The following is a 16,625-nucleotide window of genomic DNA, read 5'->3' on the forward strand; positions in this document are numbered from 1 at the left end:
AAAAGGGCGGCGGGTTCACGTGGCGTCCGGGACGGACACGACGCTACCGGGACGGCGTCGAAGGGGAGAAACGGTCCGCAGCGTCAGGCCAGCAGGCTGGTCGCCGCGCTGGCGAGTTCGTCGCTCTCGGCGTCGCGGAGCCGGTCGTCGCCGAGCTTCAGGCGCAGGCGGGGGCGACCGACGTCGATGGGGACCTTCTCGGTGTCGATCAGGCCCATGTCCTCCAGCTTGGTCTTGGTGCGGGAGAACGTCGCCTTCGAGGCGATGCCCACGTCCTCGCCCCACTTGCTGATGTCGTACAGCAGGGCCTCGTTCTTGGCGGCGACCAGCAGGCTGATCGTCACCTCGTCGAGCCCGTCGCCGTCGCCGCGGGCGGTCTCCAGCGAGTCGAGGATCGTCGTGAAGTCCGACTCGGCGTCGGCGCTGATCTCGTCGGCCAGCGTCTCGCGGACGCGGCTGATCGGCGGCGTGCGGAGGCCGAACTCGTCGGCGTCGTCCCACTGCGTGTCGTAGGCGTCGTAGGCGGCGTCGACGAACCCGCCGTCGTCGGCGGTGAGGCCGCCGACCTGGTCGCCGGCGTCGACCAGCGCGACGACGCTGTCGGCCGTCACGAGCAGGGAGTTCCGGCGGTCGTCGTCGGTCGTGCGGAGCGCGAGCGAGCCCTCGTCGATGAGGTCCGCCGCGTTGCTGGCGACGATGAAGTCGTCCATCACGTCCTTGAGCGTGCGCTCGTCGGCCAGCAGTCGGATCGACGGGAGGCTTTCGTCGGCGTCGATCGCGACGCGGATCAGGTCCTCGATCGCGTCCGCGGTCGGGTTGACGACGATCACGTCGTCGGCGTCGGAAAGCACCCGGGTCAGTATATCGTCAAGTTGGCTGTCCAGTAAATTCGAGGTCATGCCTATACGGCAGAAAGAACAGCCAGCTATTTAATTTTACTGGCCGGATTCGGAGCAAATCTTGCTCGTTTCGGACTGTTCCGGCCGAACGCGTGGGATTCATTGCCCCGGCCATCGGCTCGGCGTCGGCGAGCGCTACAGCGAGCGAGCGAGGTCGGTCGACCAGTACACGTCCCCGTCGTGGACGACTGGCATCTCCACCCCCTGGAGGAAGGTGCGAGTTGCCTCCCGGTCGAGCACGAACTCCGACTCGTTGCCACAGAGGTAGGCGTACTCGCCGTCGCCGGCGCGGGGCCGGTAGAACGCGCCGAGGTTCCCCGGCGAGAACTGGTCGTAGGTCAGCAGGAACCCGCCGTCGACCCCCTGAAGCCGTATCGTCGCCGGCGGGCGCTCCCGGCCGCCTGTCAGGACGTGCGTCCCGTCGCCGACGACGGCGTAATCCTTCCCCATCAGGATCCGCCGGCGGGAGAGCCGCAGCGCCCGTTCGATGCAGAAGCCGTGGACGAGCAGGCGCGCGAACGTCGACCCGACCGTCGCCGCGTGGTCGTCGAGCACCTCGGAGAACGTCACCGCGCCCGCGACGCTGCCCTGCTCGACGAGCGCCATCCCCTCGTGGTAGGAGCCACAGGCGTTGAGGAAGAACGTCTCGACGTTGCAATCGTCGAGTTCGGCCGCCGAGAGGTGGCCGTCCGGACAGCAGAGTCCGTCCCGCTCGCAGTGGCCGATGTAGTGGACGAAATCCCGCCGCGACTGGAACACCTCGGCCAGTTCGGCCCGTGGCAACCGGCGGCGAACGGAAAGGTCGAGCGGGATGTCCTCCGACCGCTCACGGTAGATCCGCTCGACCTCGTCGTGTTCCTTGGCCATCTCGGTGTCGTTGAGCACGACCGTCACCGACGTGGGACCGTCGTCCCGGTCGCGGTAGTCGAGGCGGTTCTCGTGGGCCGCCTGTGCCGATTTGAACACGTCTATCGGGACGCCGTCGGCGAGCCAGCCGTGGACGCGACCGCTGCGGAGTTCCGGTTCGACCACGTCGACCGAGGCCACCTGTCCGGAGCCGCCCGCCGACGGCGCGCGGTAGAAGTCGTCGAGCGACCGTTCGACCAGCTCCGACCCTTCGAGTTCGGAGGTCCGGGGGCGGTAGACGAGGCTCATGTCGTCGAGCAGGTACGGGAGACAGTCGACGCGCTCCGGTCGCGGCTCGACGTACGTCGAGAGGTGCCAGTCGGGGAGCCGCCGCTCTATCGCCCCGTACGGCACGTCGAGGTAGGTCGACAGCCGCTCGGCGGGCGACATATCGGCGAGCCGGGCGGCGTCGAGGCCGAGCGCGTCGAGCAGGTTCCGCTCCGCCAGCGCGCTCGCCCGCGGCCCGACTTCCCGGACGAGACAGTCGAGGAAGAACGCCTTCCTCAGCAGCCGCGGGGTGGACCGCTCCAGACCCGGCATCGGGTCCAACTGCCGTTCGACGCCGGCCGAGGGGGCGCGGACGACGGCGGCGCTTCGCTCCTCGGTCACGACGTCGGCACCGAGGTAGTACGCGAGCGGCGCGAGTACGAAGAGGTCGGGAAACGACGGCGGTGCCGCGACCTCGATCCCCGTTTCGGGCGTCGCGGCGACGACGCGGTCGGGGACGTGCTCGTCGCGGATCGTTTCGGCCGTCTCGACCAGCGGCGGATGGCCGCGCAGCGCCGGAAAGGACCGTTCCGGGCCGACGGTCTCGTGGGCCGCGGCGCAGTGTGTCAGCGCGGTCGCCAGTCCCGACGGCGTCGGCGGGACCCTGACGGTTTCGAGGGCACGGTCCCGTGGCGCGCGAAACCCGATATCACAGCGACGGCGCTCGGGGAAGGAGATGACCGTCTCGTCGCCGTGGGCTCGGACGACCGCGGCCCCCTCGAATCGGAGGACGAGGTCGATCGATGCCGCCGCTTCGACGACGTACTCGTCGGCCGGGAGGTCGCGTCGGGACGGGCCACGCAGCGGGTCGATCCGCTCGCCGGTCGCCAGCGAGGTGACGGAGAGGTCGCGGGACGGGATCCGAAACTCGTCGGCGGTGCCGGCCAGCGCGCCGTCGGTCCGTCGCGGGAGCGTCGCGTCGGTCGCGCGGAGGTCGAACCCAGGGGCGGCCACTGCGAGGTCCGCGCCGTCGGCGGACGCCCGCAGGCCGGATTCGGTCTCCACCCACTCCATCGTTGGCCTGAGAGCACGGGGCACTGGCAGGTTATTCTTTCGGAAGCTACAGGTGTGATACGAGCTGTCGGCGGGCGGGCACCGGGGCCGTCGTCGTGAGAAAGGTACACTTATGGCCGCGCCCGACCCGTGTTCGAACATGAACTACGACACCGTCCGCGAGGCCGATCCGGCGGTCGCAGACGCCCTCGCCGACGAGGTGGACCGGCAGCGCGACACGCTGTCGATGATCGCCAGCGAGAACCACGTCAGCGAGGCGGTGCTGGAGGCCCAGGGGAGCGCGCTCACCAACAAGTACGCCGAGGGCTACCCCGGCTCGCGCTACTACGCGGGCTGTGAGAACGCCGACGAGGTCGAGGAGCTCGCCATCTCCCGCGCGAAGGAGCTGTGGGGGGCCGACCACGTCAACGTCCAGCCCCACAGCGGCTCGCAGGCGAACATGGGCGTCTATCTGGCGATGCTCGACCCAGGCGACAAGATCCTTTCCCTGGACCTGACCCACGGCGGCCACCTCAGCCACGGCCACCCGGCGAACTTCGCCGGCCAGACGTACGAGGTGGAGCAGTACGAGGTCGACGAGGAGACGGGGTACGTCGACTACGAGGGCCTCCGCGAGCACGCCGAGGCGTTCGAGCCGGACATCATCGTCTCGGGCTACTCCGCGTACCCCCGCGAGGTCGAGTGGGAGCGCGTGCAGGCCGCGGCCGACGCCGTCGACGCCTACCACCTCGCGGACATCGCCCACATCACCGGACTCGTCGCCGCGGGCGTCCACGAGTCGCCGGTCGGCGTCGCGGACTTCGTCACGGGCAGCACCCACAAGACGATCCGCGCCGGCCGCGGCGGGATCATCATGTGCGACGAGGAGTACGCCGACGACGTGGACAGCGCCGTCTTCCCCGGCGCGCAGGGCGGCCCCCTGATGCACAACATCGCCGGCAAGGCCGTCGGGTTCAAGGAGGCGCTGGAGCCCGAGTTCGAAACGTACGCCGAGCAGGTCGTCGAGAACGCCGAAGTTCTGGGCGAGACGCTGGAGGACCGCGGCTTCTCGCTGGTCTCGGGCGGCACGGACACCCACCTCGTGCTGGCCGACCTCCGCGAGTCCCACCCCAACGTGACGGGCAGCGACGCCGAGGAGGCCCTGGAGGAGGTCGGCATCGTCCTCAACGCGAACACGGTGCCGGGCGAGACGCGGTCGCCGTTCGTCGCCAGCGGCATCCGAGCGGGGACGCCCGCGCTGACGAGTCGTGGGTTCGGGGCCCAGGAGATGGAGCAGGTCGGCGCGTGCATCGCCGACGTGGTCGACAACGTCGACGACGCGGACGTGAAAGCGGAGGTCGCCGAGCGCGTGCAGGCGCTCTGCGACGAGCACCCGCTGTACGAGTAACGGAGCGGCGAGCCCCCCCACGCCCGCCCGAACGCCCCCGGTCCCGCGTCCCTGAATGATCCACTTCTTTGCACAGATCCTGATCGAGATAGTCGAAGATACGCACGAACCCGAGGGTTGAAGGCCGCCGCGCTCGCCGATGTACGTAATGACAAACGTCATCGACGGGAACGCGGTCGCCGACGGCATCCGCGACGACCTCTCGGACGCCATCGACGCGCTCGAAGCCGAGGGCGTCACGCCCGGTCTCGCCACCGTGCTGATGGGCGGCGACGCCGGCTCCGAGACGTATATCTCGATGAAGCAGAAGGCCTGCGAGTCGGTCGGCATCGACGGGACCCACGTCGACATCGACCCCGAGAAACCGCCCGAGGCGCTGTACGACACCATCGACGAACTGAACGCCGACCCGTCGGTCAACGGGATCCTCGTCCAGATGCCCCTCCCCGAGCACGTCCCGAAGCGGGAGGTGCTCCGCCGGGTCGACCCGGCGAAGGACGTGGACGGCTTCCACCCGGAGAACGTCGGCCGCCTCGTCGCGGGCGACGCCCGATTCAAGCCCTGCACGCCCCACGGCATCCAGAAGCTACTGGACGCCGCCGACGTGGACCCCGAGGGGAAGGACGCAGTCGTGGTCGGGCGCTCGGAGATCGTCGGCAAGCCGATGGCGAACCTGCTGATCCAGAAGGCCGAGGGCGGTAACGCCACGGTGACGGTGTGTCACTCCCGTACCGGGGATTTGGCCGCGAAGACCCGCGACGCGGACATCGTCGTCGCCGCGGCCGGCGTGCCGGAGATGATCGACGGGTCGATGCTGTCCGAGGGGGTCACGGTGATCGACGTGGGGATCAACCGCGTGGACGCGGACACCGACAAGGGGTACGAACTCGTCGGCGACGTCGAGTTCGAGAGCGCGAAGGAGAAGGCGTCGGCGATCACGCCCGTCCCCGGCGGCGTCGGCCCGATGACGATCGCGATGCTCCTGTACAACACGGTGAAGGCGACGAGCCTGCAGGAGGGCGTCGACGTGGAACTGCCCTGACTCGTCCCAAGCGCGCTACGTCTCCAGCCGGTCCAGCCGGTCGGTAGCGGTGGCGAGCGCGTTCTCGTCGCCGTCCCGACAGTACGCCGAGATGTCCCGGACGACGGCGACCAGCGCGTTGGCGGTTCGCGGGGCCACGTCGCCGCCGAGCGCCCGGACGCGTTTGACGTGGTCGCCGAGGCGCTCAAGCGCGTCCTCCGCGGCCGGGTCGGCGTCGTCGTTCCACTGCCGGAGGTCGCGGCCGTACTCGCGGACGGCGTTCGCGGCGGCCAGCCCCCGCGCCTCGCGGATCGACTCGGGGACATCGGCGGCGTTGGGGCGCTCGCCTTCGTCCGCGCCGCGGAGCAGTTCGAGGAAGTAGATCTCCTCGGCCTCCGAGGGCTGGAACGACCGCCCGAACACGTCGGCGGCGTGCATGAGCTCCGCGGCCGCGAGATACGTCTCGTCCAGCTCGCGGAGGTCGCCGCCGTGGACGAACCCGCGCTTGCGGACGTAATCGCGACAGGTCTCCTTGGCGGCGTCGGCGACCCGGTGGAGCGGCTTCACGTCGACCAGGTCCCGCGCCTCCGTGAGGTCCAGATCGACGGGGCTGGTGGTGTGCAGCCGTCGCTCCTCGTCGACGCCGACGCTGTGCATGCTCCCGCAGTCCGGGCAGGTGACGCTGCCCGTGTCGTAGTACGACCAGCGGGTCCCGCAGTCCTGACACTCGCGCTCGCCGCGGATCTCCATGGGTGCCGGTTCGCCGCGGCGGGCCAAAACTCCGGCGGCTCGCGGCACCCCGGCCGGATCTGCGTGACCGCCGCGTTTATTGGGGCTCCGGGGGTACGGTCGGGTGCAATGTCGTTCCAGACCCCGCAGTCCGACACCGAGGATAGAGGAAGTCGCCACGCGGCGGCTGGTCGAGAAATTCTCCCCCGAACGTAACGCCGATACTGCGCCGACAGACGAACACCCCGACCAGCGACCGCCATCGGATTCCGACCGTCGGGAGTTCGTCCGCACGGCGGGCACGCACCGGGCGGACGGCGCGTACGTCGTCGAGCGCCGCGGCGCGGAGTCGTCCGGCCACCGGAAGGTGTTCGACGGGTTCGCGGAGTGCCGGCGACTGTACGAGCGACTCCCGGACGAGTTCACGGCCGACGACGTGCGGCACGCCGGCCTCACCGGCGCGCGCCGGCACATGCTCGTGTGGCACTTCGCCGAACACGACGGCTTCGACTGCGAACTCGCGGCCCGGCAACCCCTCACGGCGCGCAAACGGGACCACCCGGAGGTGAACCCCGACGAGTAGCCCGGGATTCATACCGTCCGCGGCCGTACGCCCCGCCATGCGCTCCGAAGAGGAGATCCGCGAGCAGTACGAGTTTCTCGTCGAGGAACTGGACGACGAGGAGATGAACCACGAGGGCGTCCGGCAGATGTTCAGCTACTACCGGCGGGCGCTCGGCTGGGTGCTGGAGGAAGAACACATGTGAACAGTGTCCCACGAAAGTAATCGTACGCCGACACGTCTGTTCCCGGGTCGTTACATTTAAGGTATCCTCGCTTCTACGTACAGGTGACGCTTCGCTTGGAGGGCCGAAGCGTCAGCGGGGACCAATTCAGGGCGGCAAGCGAACCACGCGCGCTTTTCACTCGCGTGGTTCGCTTTCCATTTCCTATTCGACTCGCATATCGTCACCAGCGACGCGTTCGTCGGTTTCGCTCTACTCGACTCGGACGTCACCCTCAGCGTCGCTTCCGTCGCTCTCGCTCCACTCGACTTCGAGCTCGAAGCTCGTCTCGTCGGGGCCGGACCCAGTCTCGCGCTCGACTTTGATCTCGAACGTCGGCGATGCGGGCGGGTCGACCGTAACCGACTCCTCGCCTGCGGCGAACGTCACCGGGTCGCCGTCGTCCAGTTTGTTCGCGACGTTTCGGAGCACCGACGCGATCTCCGCACCGTCCATCCGGCTCTCTGACTCGAAGAGTACTTCTTCGGGCATACGCCCGATACGTGCCGCTACGGAATAAGCGAACGTCGGTGCGACGGCGTCGGCAGGCGACGCCCTGGACTGTACTGCCGGCCGACAGTTAGTCGCTCTGTTCAGATATATTAGTAATGTGCTGTTTGTGGAAACAACTGAAATATGGATGTTTGGCCCGGATGAACGGCAGTAAGTCGGTATGTTTATTTTATTCCTACACTAACCCCATTGCGTACTTTACCAATGTACGACCTGACAGGATTCCAGCGAGACCTGCTGTACGTCATCGCCGGCGAGGAGGAGCCACACGGACTCGCGATCAAGGAGGAACTGGAAGCCTACTACGAGAAGGAGATCCACCACGGGCGTCTCTACCCGAACCTCGACACGCTCGTCGACAAGGGCCTCGTGGAGAAGGGGCAGCGTGACCGCCGGACCAACTTCTACACGCTCACTCGGCGCGGTAGCCGCGAGATAGAGGCTCGCCGCGACTGGGAGTCCCAGTACGTGACGGTCTGACGGCTACGGAACGCCGTCGAAACGGCGATGACCGGCCGCCCCAGGTCTCCGGTCCCCGCTACCCGGTGACGTGACCGGGCGATCGGATCTCGCCAAGAATTAACTTATCCACCGAAAAAGGGGGAAGAGTGGAAGTCGTCGCACAGCTCACGTCGGCGCCGCTGGAGAGCACTGTCGTCCGGATAGCGCTGGCCGGCGCGCTCGGGCTGTTTCTCGGGCTGGAACGCGAGTGGTCGCACAAGGACGCCGGGATCCGCACGTTCTCGCTCATCAGCCTGCTTGGCGCGGTGTTTACCGTGCTCGACCGCCCCGAACTCCTCGTCGTGGGCGGCGTCCTCGTCATCGTGCAGGGGATCGTTCTGGCGACTCAGGGCCTGCTCACCGACCCGGACGAGGGCGGGCTCTCGCTGACCACCTCCGTCTCGATGCTCGTGACGTACGGCGTCGGCGTGCTCGTCGGCCGCGGGTACATTCTTGAGGGCGTCACCGTCGCGGTGCTCTCGTCGCTGCTGCTGGTGTTGAAGCGGGAGCTACACGACCTCGCGGACAGCCTCTCGCGCGAGGAGATCCAGTCAGCCACGGAGTTTGCCATCCTCGCCTTCGTCGTCTACCCACTGCTCCCCGCCGGCTCGATGACCGTCGGGGCCGAACCGGTCACCGTCTCGGTGGAGCCACGCGTCGTGTGGCTGATGGTCGTCACCGTCGCCGCCATCGGCATCGTGAACTACATCGTGGTCCAGACGTACGGCGGCCGCGGCATCGCCGTCACCGGCTTTTTCGGGGGGCTCGCCTCGTCGACCGCGGTCGTGGGGACGATGCTCGACCACGCGCGCCAGCGACCGGACGTGTCGTCCTACGCCGTTGCCGCCATCCTGCTCGCCGACGCCGCGATGGCGGTTCGGAACCTCGCGATCGCGGTCGCGTTCACGTTCCCGGACGTGCTGACGGGTGCGATACTCCCGCTCGGCACTGTGGTCGGGGGGAGTTTCGCCATCGCCGCCTACACCGCCGACTGGTCCGAGACGGTGCAGGTCGACCTGACCAGCCCGTTCTCGCTGACGAACGCGCTGGCCTTCGGCGGGATCTTCGCGCTCGTCATCGTCGCGGGGGCCGTCGGCCAACAGCAGTTCGGATCGGCCGGCTTCTACGTCGCGACGTTCCTCTCCGGCCTCGTCTCCAGCGCGGGCGGGACGACGTCGGCCGTCGTCCTCTACCGGGGCGGCACCATCGGCGGCACGACTGCGGTCATCGGCATCCTGCTGGCCACGGCCTCCTCGATCGGCGTCAAGGCGATGCTGACGGTGCTGGGGCCGAACCGGCGGTTCGCCTACCGCGTCGCGCTCTGGAGCACCGTCCTGTTGCTCGGCGCGGGCGTGGCGACGGTCGCCGTCGGAGTGTAAGAATTGCGCCGACCGTAACGAATTATTTAACCTATCCCTCCCGGATTGTGTCGTATGGACAGGCACACCGCGACGCCGGAGGTCACGGAGATGCCGGGCGAGCGAGCCCAGGAGTGGGCCGACTACCACCACGAGGCCGCCGCCACGACGACCTACGTTTACGACTTCGTCTGGGACATCACCGAGGACGCCGAGGGACCGTTCTGTACGGACGTGGACGGCAACGTGTTGCTCGACTTCACGAGCCACGTCGCCGCCGCGCCGCTCGGCTACAACAACCCGAAGATCGAGGAGAAACTGGCGTCGTTCGACCTCGTCGACCCGCTGAAGATCGCCGGACAGGATTTCTACGCCAGCGGCGGGTGGCCGCCGGAGGACCCCGAGTTCCCCGGCCCGACGCAGTTGATGCACCGACTTACCGACCTGTCCGACCACTACGACATGGACACCGTCTTCCTGTCGAACTCCGGTGCGGAGGCCGTCGAGAACGCGATCAAGGCCTGTTACGACCACCGCGACGGAGCGAAGTACGCCATCACCTTCGACGGCGCGTTCCACGGCCGGACGCTCGGCGCGCTCTCGCTCAACCGCTCGAAGTCGGTGTACCGCCGGAAGTTCCCCGAGATGGCGGGCGTCCACGACGTGCCCTTCTGCGACGATTCGAACTGCGCGCCCGGCTCCTGTGACTGCGGCTTCTTCCCCGGCGGCGCGGACGACCCTTCCGTTCTGCGGCGAAAGCTGGACCCGAAGCGCGGCCACATCGACCCCGATGAGGTGGCGTACCTCATCATGGAGCCGATCCAGGGCGAAGGTGGCTACCGGTTCCCCAGCGACGCGTTCATGGAGGAGGTCCAGGCGGTCTGTGCCGAACACGACATCCCGATCATCGCCGACGAGATCCAGTCGGGCGTCGGTCGCACCGGCGAGATGTGGGGCTCGGACCACTACGCGATCGAACCCGACGTGATCACCAGCGCGAAGGGGCTCCGCGTCGGCGCGACGATAGCGAACGAGGATACCTTCCCGGACGAGCGGGGCCGCCTCTCCTCGACGTGGGGCGCGGGCGACGTGGTCGCGGCCCTTCAGGGCGTGCTGACGCTCGACGCGATCGAGGAGTACGACCTCATGGACAACGCCGTCACCCGGGGCGAACAGCTCAAAACCCGGCTCCGCGAGGCCGACGACGAGGTCGTCACGGACGTGCGCGGCAAGGGGCTGCTCGTCGCCATCGACCTCGACACGAAGGAACGCCGCGACGACCTGCAGGAGGCGGCGCTGAAACGCGGCCTGCTCACGCTGGGCTGTGGCTACCGGACGCTGCGCCTGCTCCCGCCGCTGGACGTGACCGAACGGGAGATCGACCTCGGTGCGGACCTGCTGCTGGAGTCCATCGCCGACGTGGCTCCGGCGGCAAGTGTCAGCAACGAGTAACGAGTCAGTCCCGGGTCGCCTCGCGGACGACGATCAGGTTCGCCACCATCCCGCCCGTCGTCAGCGTCACGACGCCCGTCCCGAACACGAGCAGGGCGAAGGCGACGGCTGCAGCGGTGTCGCCGACGAACTGGTCCCCGATGACGCCGGCGACGCCGAGCGCCATCGCCGGCGCGCCGACCGTCAGGCCGGCGCGAAAGGCGAGGTCCACCCGCGAGTCGAGCACGCTGACGCCACTGTCGTCGTGCCCGTACCGTCGGTAGGCGACGACCGCCCCGACGAGCACGGCGACGACGAGCAGGGCGAACAGGGCGAGACCGCGGTACAGCGCGCTGACCATGGTCGAACTCGGAACGGCGAACGGAAACCGTTTGTGTTAGAACTGGTACCGACGGTCGTCCTTCTGTTGTTGCTGGGGGAAGCTCCCGCCGGTCATCTCCTCGAACGTCATTCCGGAGAGGTACTCGTCGTAGGTCACGTCGTACGTGCTCCGCAGGTGGAAGTCGAGCTTGCCGGTGTCGACTGTCGACTGGAACAGCAGGTGGACGGCCCGCCGGACCAGGTCCTCCGGCTCGTCGGGGTCAAGCGCCGCGACGAGCATCGTCAGTTCGCGCTTCGTCTCCTCGTCCAGCGTCAGGTCGAGATCCCCGTCTACCTCGTCGTAGGCGTCCTCCACATCGGCTTCGAGGTCGTCGAGACTCATGTCGGGGTGGTCGGCCGCGCGCCGGAAACGGTTTTCGAGTCGGCGGCGTCCTGTAACGCCATGCGGCCGCGAGTCGGGGTCGACCGGCAGGCGTATGTCGGTCCCGTCGCTAGCCGACGGCGATGAGCGAGGCCGACGCGCCCGCGCTGCCGGACGACGCCGACGCCGTCCGGGCGGCGCTGGTCGAGTGGTACGAGGACGACCACCGCGATTTCCCGTGGCGGCGCACCGAGGACCCCTACGAGATACTCGTCTCGGAGGTGATGAGCCAGCAGACCCAGTTGAGCCGGGTCGTCGAGGCGTGGGAGGCGTTCCTCGACCGCTGGCCGACCGCCGCCGACCTGGCCGACGCCGACCGCGCGGACGTGGTCGGCTTCTGGACGGACCACTCGCTCGGGTACAACAACCGCGCGAAGTACCTCCACGAGGCCGCCCGGCAGATCACCGAGGAGTGCGGCGGCGAGTGGCCCCGCGACCCCGACGGTCTCTCGGAGTTGATGGGCGTCGGTCCGTACACCGCCAACGCCGTGGCGAGTTTCGCGTTCAACAACGGCGACGCGGTGGTCGACACCAACGTCAAGCGCGTGCTGTACCGCGCGTTCGACGTGCCGGACGACGACGACGCGTTCGAGCGCGTGGCGCAGGCACTCATGCCCGAGGGCCGGTCCCGTGTCTGGAACAACGCGGTCATGGAACTGGGCGGCGTCGCCTGCGGGAAGACGCCGGCCTGCGACGAGGCCGGTTGCCCGTGGCGCGAGTGGTGTCACGCCTACGAGACGGGGGACTTCACCGCGCCGGACGTGCCGACACAGCCGGACTTCGAGGGGAGCCGGCGGCAGATGCGGGGCAAGGTCGTCTCGCTCCTGCGCGAGTACGACGAGCTCGCGCTGGACGAACTCGGCCCCCGAGTCCGCGTGGACTACAACCCCGATGGCGACGGCGAGGCCACCCGCGAGTGGCTGCGCGGCATCGTCGAGGACCTCGAAGCCGACGGGCTGGTCCAGTTCGACGCCGACAGCGGGGTCGCGCGGCTCGCGCGCTGACGCCGGCGCGGCCGCCGAAGGTTTATGTACCGAACCGCGGCCATCGTGTCTCGATGCGCTACGCCATCGAGAAGCGGCCCAGTTACGCGGTGCTCGACGTGACGCTCGAACGCGGCGAATCGATCGAGGCGACACCGGGCGCGATGATGACTCGAACCGCCGGGGTCGACAACGAGACGAACGTCGGCGGCAACGACGGGCTGACCGGGATGGTCAAGCGGGCGGTCAGCGACGAGCGCGGACTGGTCGACAACGCGTTCGTCGCGGACGCCGACGAGGAGCGAGTGACGCTCGTTCCGGACCACCCCGGCGACATCACAGCCGTCGACGTGAGCGACCGAGGGCCGGTCCGGGCGCAGTCCGGCTCCCTGCTGGCGTGGGAGCCAGCCGTCGAGCGCTCGACCGAGGTCAACAACCGGTCGAACCTGTTCTCGTCCGGCGAACTCACCGTGCTGGGGCTGTCCGGACAGGGGCTGGCCTTCGTCTCCTCGTACGGCTCGATGTACGAGGTCGACGTGACGGCGGGCGACCCGCTGGTCGTCGACGAGGACCATCTCGTCGCGTGGACGGCGGGACTCGATATGAACCGCCGCAAGGACGGCAGCATCAAGTCGACGGTGCTCGGCGGCGAGGGGTTCGTGACGGAGTTCCGCGGCGACGGGCACGTCTGGCTCCAGACGCGGGACCCACTGACGTTCGCGGCTCGCGGGACCGATCACGAAGACGAGAACGACGACGCCGACGGTCCGAGCGTCGACGACTTCATCTGACTGGCGGTGTCCGGCGGGTCGGACTACGCTCCGGCAGGCCGGTTCAGAACGGCCGCCGAACGCCGAGACGGTCGGGCCAGCACGATGACGGGGTTCGACACCCTGTCGAGCCGGCTATCCCACGACCGGATGGCGGATAGTATTAGTCCCTGCCGGCCGGACCGCAGGGTATGACCGACGGACCCCACGTCGTGGCGATAGCCGGAAGCCTGCGTGCGGAGAGCAAGTCGCGACGCTCGCTCGAACACGCGCTCGACGCGGCCGCCGCGGGGGGCGCGACGACGGAACTGCTGGACCTCCGGGAGTTCGACCTGCCGATGGTCGACCCGGACGAGGACACGCCGCCGGACGCCGAGGCGCTGAAGGAGGCCGTCCGGGGGGCCGACGCAATCCTGCTCGGGACGCCGGTGTACCACGGATCGTACGCCTCGCCGCTGAAGACGGCGCTCGACTACTGCGGCTTCGACGAGTTCGAGGACAAGACGGTCGGCCTGCTCGCGGTGGCCGGCGGGAGCTTCCCGATCACGGCGCTGGACCACCTCCGGTCGGTCTGCCGGTCGCTGAACGCGTGGGTGATCCCCCATCAGGCGGCCGTTCCGAAAGCCGGGAGCGCGTTCGAGGACCGCGAGTTCGTCGACGACGGGCTGGCGAAGCGCGTCCGGACGCTCGGCCGGCGAGCCGTCCAGTACGCGAACATCGAACCCGACCCCGACTCGTTCGAGAGCGAGGCAAACGTCGGCGCGGTCGACCGGTAGCGTCGCCGACGGACGCGGCCGGACTGGGACGGTTCCGATACACCGCGATCGGGCGGCGACGAACGCGAAGGGAACGGCTTTACTTTCGCGGCCGAACGGTCCCACACATGGACGCGTTCGACGCCACGACGCGCCGCGGAGGGGTTCCGTGACCCAGTGGATCGAGAACCCGACCGGCGGGCGCGACCGCGGGCCGGCGGCGCTCGTCCGCGCGTGGGCCGAGGTGCTGGTGCGCCCGACGCGGTTCTTCCGGTCGGCGGTCGCGCCGGGCGACCAGGCTCCCGGACTGGTGTTCGCGATGGCCGTCGTGCTGGTCGAGGAACTCGTTCGCTTCGCGCTGGTCGCCGACGCCTACCCCGTGATAGCCGACAGCCGTCTGCTGTCCGGCGTGCTGTGGCTCGGCGTCGCCGTCCTGCTGGTCGCGCCGGCGGCGCTCCACCTCACGGCCGCGCTCCAGACCGTCCTCCTGATCCCGTTGGTCCGGGACCGGGCGGGGATCAGCGAGACGGTCCAGACGATCGCCTACAGCGCCGCGCCCTGCGTCGTCGCGGGCGTTCCGGTGCCGGAACTGCGCGCGCTCTGTGGCGCGTACGGCGCGGTCCTCCTCGTTGTCGGGATCCGGACGGTCCACGGGACGACCGGCAAGCGGGCGGCGCTGGTCGCCGCCGTCCCCGCCGCGGTCGTGTTCGGCTACGGCTTCCGGGCCTTCGCAGCCGTCGAGACGCTGCTGCGGCAGTGGTATATCATCTGACGGCCGGATCGCTGTGTCGTCGCCGGCTGATCCGGGCGTCGGACCACTCTTTGCCCCGCCGCTCGTATCGTGGCGCATGGGCTTTCACACCTACGACCCGGAGCGCGCGGACAATCTGGAGGACGCGGCGTCGCGCTACCGCCACTGCTCGGCCGAGGAACTGCTCGGCCCGCTTGCGGGGGCGTCGACCGTCGTCGACATCGGAAGCGGGACGGGCTTTTACACCGACGACGTGGCCGCCCACGCCGACCACGTCCACGCGGTCGACGTGCAGAGCGAGATGCACGACCGCTACCGCGAGAAGGGCGTACCCGACAACGTCGACCTGGTTACCGCCGAAGCCGCCGACCTCCCGCTGCCGGACGGCGAGGCCGACGCCGTGGTCTCGACGATGACGTACCACGAGTTCCATAGCCCCGACGCGCTGGCCGAACTCCGGCGCGTCCTCGCTCCCGGCGGTCGCCTCGTGCTCGTCGACTGGTCCGCCGACGGCCCCGGCGAGGCCGGGCCGCCGACCGACGAGCGGTTCGGCCCGGACGACGTTCGTGAGCATCTGGCCGACGCGGGGTTCGACCTGACCCGCCTCGACGAACGGCCCGAGACATGGGTCGCCGTTGCGACCGCCCCGGACGCGTAGTTACGCGGCCAGCGCGTCGACCACGGCGTCTACGTCTTCCGCGTCGTTGAACGCGTGCAGCGACACCCGGAGCGACGCGGGGTCCGGGATCGACCGCACGACGATCCCGGCCTCACGCAGGCGATCGACGGTGTCCGCCGGGTCGTCGTCGGCGAGCGTCACGAGTCCGGATTCGAACTCGCGGGGCGAGAGCAGGCGCTCGTCGTCGATCCCGGCCTTCAGCCGGTCGGTCAGGCGCTCGATCCGGTCCCGGACCGCGTCGACGCCGACCGACTCGATCACGTCGATCGCTTCACGGAGTCCGGCGTACGGTGCGGGTGAGACGGTGCCGACCTCGAACCGCGGCGCGCCGGGGTGGAGCTCGTACCCGTCGTCGCCCGCCTCGGCCACGCCGCGGTAGCCGAGCGCGGCGGGGTCGAGGTCCGGTCGGTCGTCGTTCACGTAGAGGAAGCCCGCGCCCCACGGACCGAGCAGCCACTTGTGGCCGGCCGCCGCGACGAAGTCCGCGCCCCACTCGTCGTAGTCGACCGGGACCTGCCCGGGCACCTGGACGGCGTCCACGAGCACGCGAGCGCCGTTGTCGTGGGCGATCTCGACCGCCTCGGCGACCGGGAGCCGCGTGCCGTAGTTCCACGAGAGGGCGCTGAAGACGAACAGCTCCGCGTCACGGGTCGCCTCCTTCACCGCGTCCAGCGGCAGGCGGCCGCCCTCGCAGGCGACGGTTCGCGGCTCGATCCCGCTGGTCTCGGCGAGGTGTTGCCAGGGGAGGACTCCGGCCGGATGTTCGAGGTCGGTCCGGACGACCACGTCGCCGGGTTCCCAGTCCATCGCGGCCGCCACGCGGCCGATCCCGTCGGCCGTGCTGTTCGTGAGCGCTATCTCCGACGGTGCCGCGCCGACGAAGCCCGCGACCGTCTCGCGGGTCTCCTCGTAGGCGTCGAAGGCGAACTCGTAGGGGTCGCTGGCCGCGTGGGAGCGGTCGTGGGCCTCGACCGCATCCGTCGCGGCCTCGGTCACGCGTCGGGGGCTGGGTCCCGATGCACCGGTGTTGAGGTAGACGGCGTCGTCGGTCGCGGGGATCGCGGCGCGGAGGTCTTCCGGCGTCATGGTCCGTCGGTTCGGTCCCCCGGAGTA

General features: G+C 69.2%; 19 protein-coding genes. 12 read left to right on the forward strand and 7 right to left on the reverse strand.

Annotated elements, in window-relative coordinates; translation table 11 throughout:
* Positions 1-83 precede the first annotated feature (83 nt).
* Positions 84-899: a transcriptional regulator TbsP gene (tbsP, locus tag D8896_RS06180; RefSeq protein WP_121821225.1), complete on the reverse strand. Its 816-nt coding sequence runs from the start codon at positions 897-899 to the stop codon at positions 84-86.
* 135 nt (positions 900-1,034) lie between these two features.
* Positions 1,035-3,086: a hypothetical protein gene (locus D8896_RS06185; protein ID WP_121821226.1), complete on the reverse strand. Its 2,052-nt coding sequence runs from the start codon at positions 3,084-3,086 to the stop codon at positions 1,035-1,037.
* A gap of 139 nt (positions 3,087-3,225) precedes the next feature.
* Here D8896_RS06185 and glyA point away from each other — a divergent pair, with 139 nt between their 5' ends.
* Positions 3,226-4,473, forward strand: a complete 1,248-nt coding sequence (gene glyA / locus D8896_RS06190) for a serine hydroxymethyltransferase (protein WP_121821227.1) — start codon at positions 3,226-3,228, stop codon at positions 4,471-4,473.
* Between the two features lie 148 nt (positions 4,474-4,621).
* Complete coding sequence (locus D8896_RS06195; RefSeq protein ID WP_121821228.1) at positions 4,622-5,515, forward strand: bifunctional methylenetetrahydrofolate dehydrogenase/methenyltetrahydrofolate cyclohydrolase; 894 nt, start codon at positions 4,622-4,624, stop codon at positions 5,513-5,515.
* Between the two features lie 15 nt (positions 5,516-5,530).
* On the opposite strand, the gene D8896_RS06200 is transcribed toward D8896_RS06195, so the two are convergent.
* Positions 5,531-6,244: a DUF7117 family protein gene (locus D8896_RS06200; protein WP_121821229.1), complete on the reverse strand. Its 714-nt coding sequence runs from the start codon at positions 6,242-6,244 to the stop codon at positions 5,531-5,533.
* 103 nt (positions 6,245-6,347) lie between these two features.
* Here D8896_RS06200 and D8896_RS06205 point away from each other — a divergent pair, with 103 nt between their 5' ends.
* Together D8896_RS06205 and D8896_RS19265 are read left to right on the forward strand one after the other, a co-directional pair.
* Positions 6,348-6,806, forward strand: coding sequence for a DUF7528 family protein (locus tag D8896_RS06205; protein WP_205596786.1), 459 nt, complete (start codon positions 6,348-6,350; stop codon positions 6,804-6,806).
* Between the two features lie 37 nt (positions 6,807-6,843).
* Complete coding sequence (locus tag D8896_RS19265; protein WP_162991482.1) at positions 6,844-6,990, forward strand: hypothetical protein; 147 nt, start codon at positions 6,844-6,846, stop codon at positions 6,988-6,990.
* Between the two features lie 231 nt (positions 6,991-7,221).
* Here D8896_RS19265 and D8896_RS06210 read toward each other — a convergent pair whose 3' ends face one another.
* Entirely contained in the window at positions 7,222-7,500 is a 279-nt protein-coding gene (locus D8896_RS06210; protein WP_121821230.1) for an amphi-Trp domain-containing protein, read from the reverse strand.
* Between the two features lie 225 nt (positions 7,501-7,725).
* Between D8896_RS06210 and D8896_RS06215 the strand changes: the two genes are divergently transcribed.
* From D8896_RS06215 to D8896_RS06225, 3 genes are all read left to right on the forward strand, one after another.
* Positions 7,726-8,001: a PadR family transcriptional regulator gene (locus tag D8896_RS06215; protein WP_121821231.1), complete on the forward strand. Its 276-nt coding sequence runs from the start codon at positions 7,726-7,728 to the stop codon at positions 7,999-8,001.
* Positions 8,002-8,129: 128 nt separating this feature from the next.
* Complete coding sequence (locus D8896_RS06220; RefSeq protein WP_121821232.1) at positions 8,130-9,401, forward strand: MgtC/SapB family protein; 1,272 nt, start codon at positions 8,130-8,132, stop codon at positions 9,399-9,401.
* 54 nt (positions 9,402-9,455) lie between these two features.
* Positions 9,456-10,832, forward strand: coding sequence for an aminotransferase class III-fold pyridoxal phosphate-dependent enzyme (locus D8896_RS06225; RefSeq protein WP_121821233.1), 1,377 nt, complete (start codon positions 9,456-9,458; stop codon positions 10,830-10,832).
* Between the two features lie 4 nt (positions 10,833-10,836).
* On the opposite strand, the gene D8896_RS06230 is transcribed toward D8896_RS06225, so the two are convergent.
* Positions 10,837-11,172 carry a hypothetical protein gene (locus tag D8896_RS06230; protein ID WP_121821234.1) on the reverse strand — a complete coding sequence of 112 codons (336 nt, stop codon included), beginning with the start codon at positions 11,170-11,172 and terminating at the stop codon, positions 10,837-10,839.
* A 36-nt stretch (positions 11,173-11,208) separates the two neighbouring features.
* Complete coding sequence (locus D8896_RS06235; protein WP_121821235.1) at positions 11,209-11,535, reverse strand: hypothetical protein; 327 nt, start codon at positions 11,533-11,535, stop codon at positions 11,209-11,211.
* A gap of 122 nt (positions 11,536-11,657) precedes the next feature.
* On the opposite strand from D8896_RS06235, the gene D8896_RS06240 reads away from it, so the two are divergent.
* The 5 genes from D8896_RS06240 to D8896_RS06260 all read left to right on the forward strand — a co-directional run bounded on the left by D8896_RS06240 (position 11,658) and on the right by D8896_RS06260 (position 15,491).
* A complete protein-coding gene (locus tag D8896_RS06240; RefSeq protein WP_121821236.1) occupies positions 11,658-12,578 on the forward strand; it encodes an HhH-GPD family protein in 921 nt (306 codons plus the stop codon).
* A gap of 53 nt (positions 12,579-12,631) precedes the next feature.
* Complete coding sequence (locus D8896_RS06245; RefSeq protein WP_121821237.1) at positions 12,632-13,348, forward strand: TIGR00266 family protein; 717 nt, start codon at positions 12,632-12,634, stop codon at positions 13,346-13,348.
* Between the two features lie 170 nt (positions 13,349-13,518).
* The gene (locus D8896_RS06250) at positions 13,519-14,103 is read left to right on the forward strand and encodes an NADPH-dependent FMN reductase (RefSeq protein ID WP_121821238.1); all 585 of its coding nucleotides are present in this window, start codon (positions 13,519-13,521) and stop codon (positions 14,101-14,103) included.
* 148 nt (positions 14,104-14,251) lie between these two features.
* The gene (locus tag D8896_RS06255; RefSeq protein ID WP_121821239.1) at positions 14,252-14,854 is read left to right on the forward strand and encodes a YIP1 family protein; all 603 of its coding nucleotides are present in this window, start codon (positions 14,252-14,254) and stop codon (positions 14,852-14,854) included.
* Between the two features lie 76 nt (positions 14,855-14,930).
* Positions 14,931-15,491 carry a class I SAM-dependent methyltransferase gene (locus D8896_RS06260; protein WP_121821240.1) on the forward strand — a complete coding sequence of 187 codons (561 nt, stop codon included), beginning with the start codon at positions 14,931-14,933 and terminating at the stop codon, positions 15,489-15,491.
* On the opposite strand, the gene D8896_RS06265 is transcribed toward D8896_RS06260, so the two are convergent.
* Positions 15,492-16,598, reverse strand: a complete 1,107-nt coding sequence (locus D8896_RS06265) for an aminotransferase class V-fold PLP-dependent enzyme (protein ID WP_121821241.1) — start codon at positions 16,596-16,598, stop codon at positions 15,492-15,494.
* Between the last annotated feature and the right edge of the window lie 27 nt (positions 16,599-16,625).

The sequence above is a fragment of the Halostella salina genome (genome assembly GCF_003675855.1).
Taxonomy (GTDB): domain Archaea; phylum Halobacteriota; class Halobacteria; order Halobacteriales; family Natronoarchaeaceae; genus Halostella; species Halostella salina.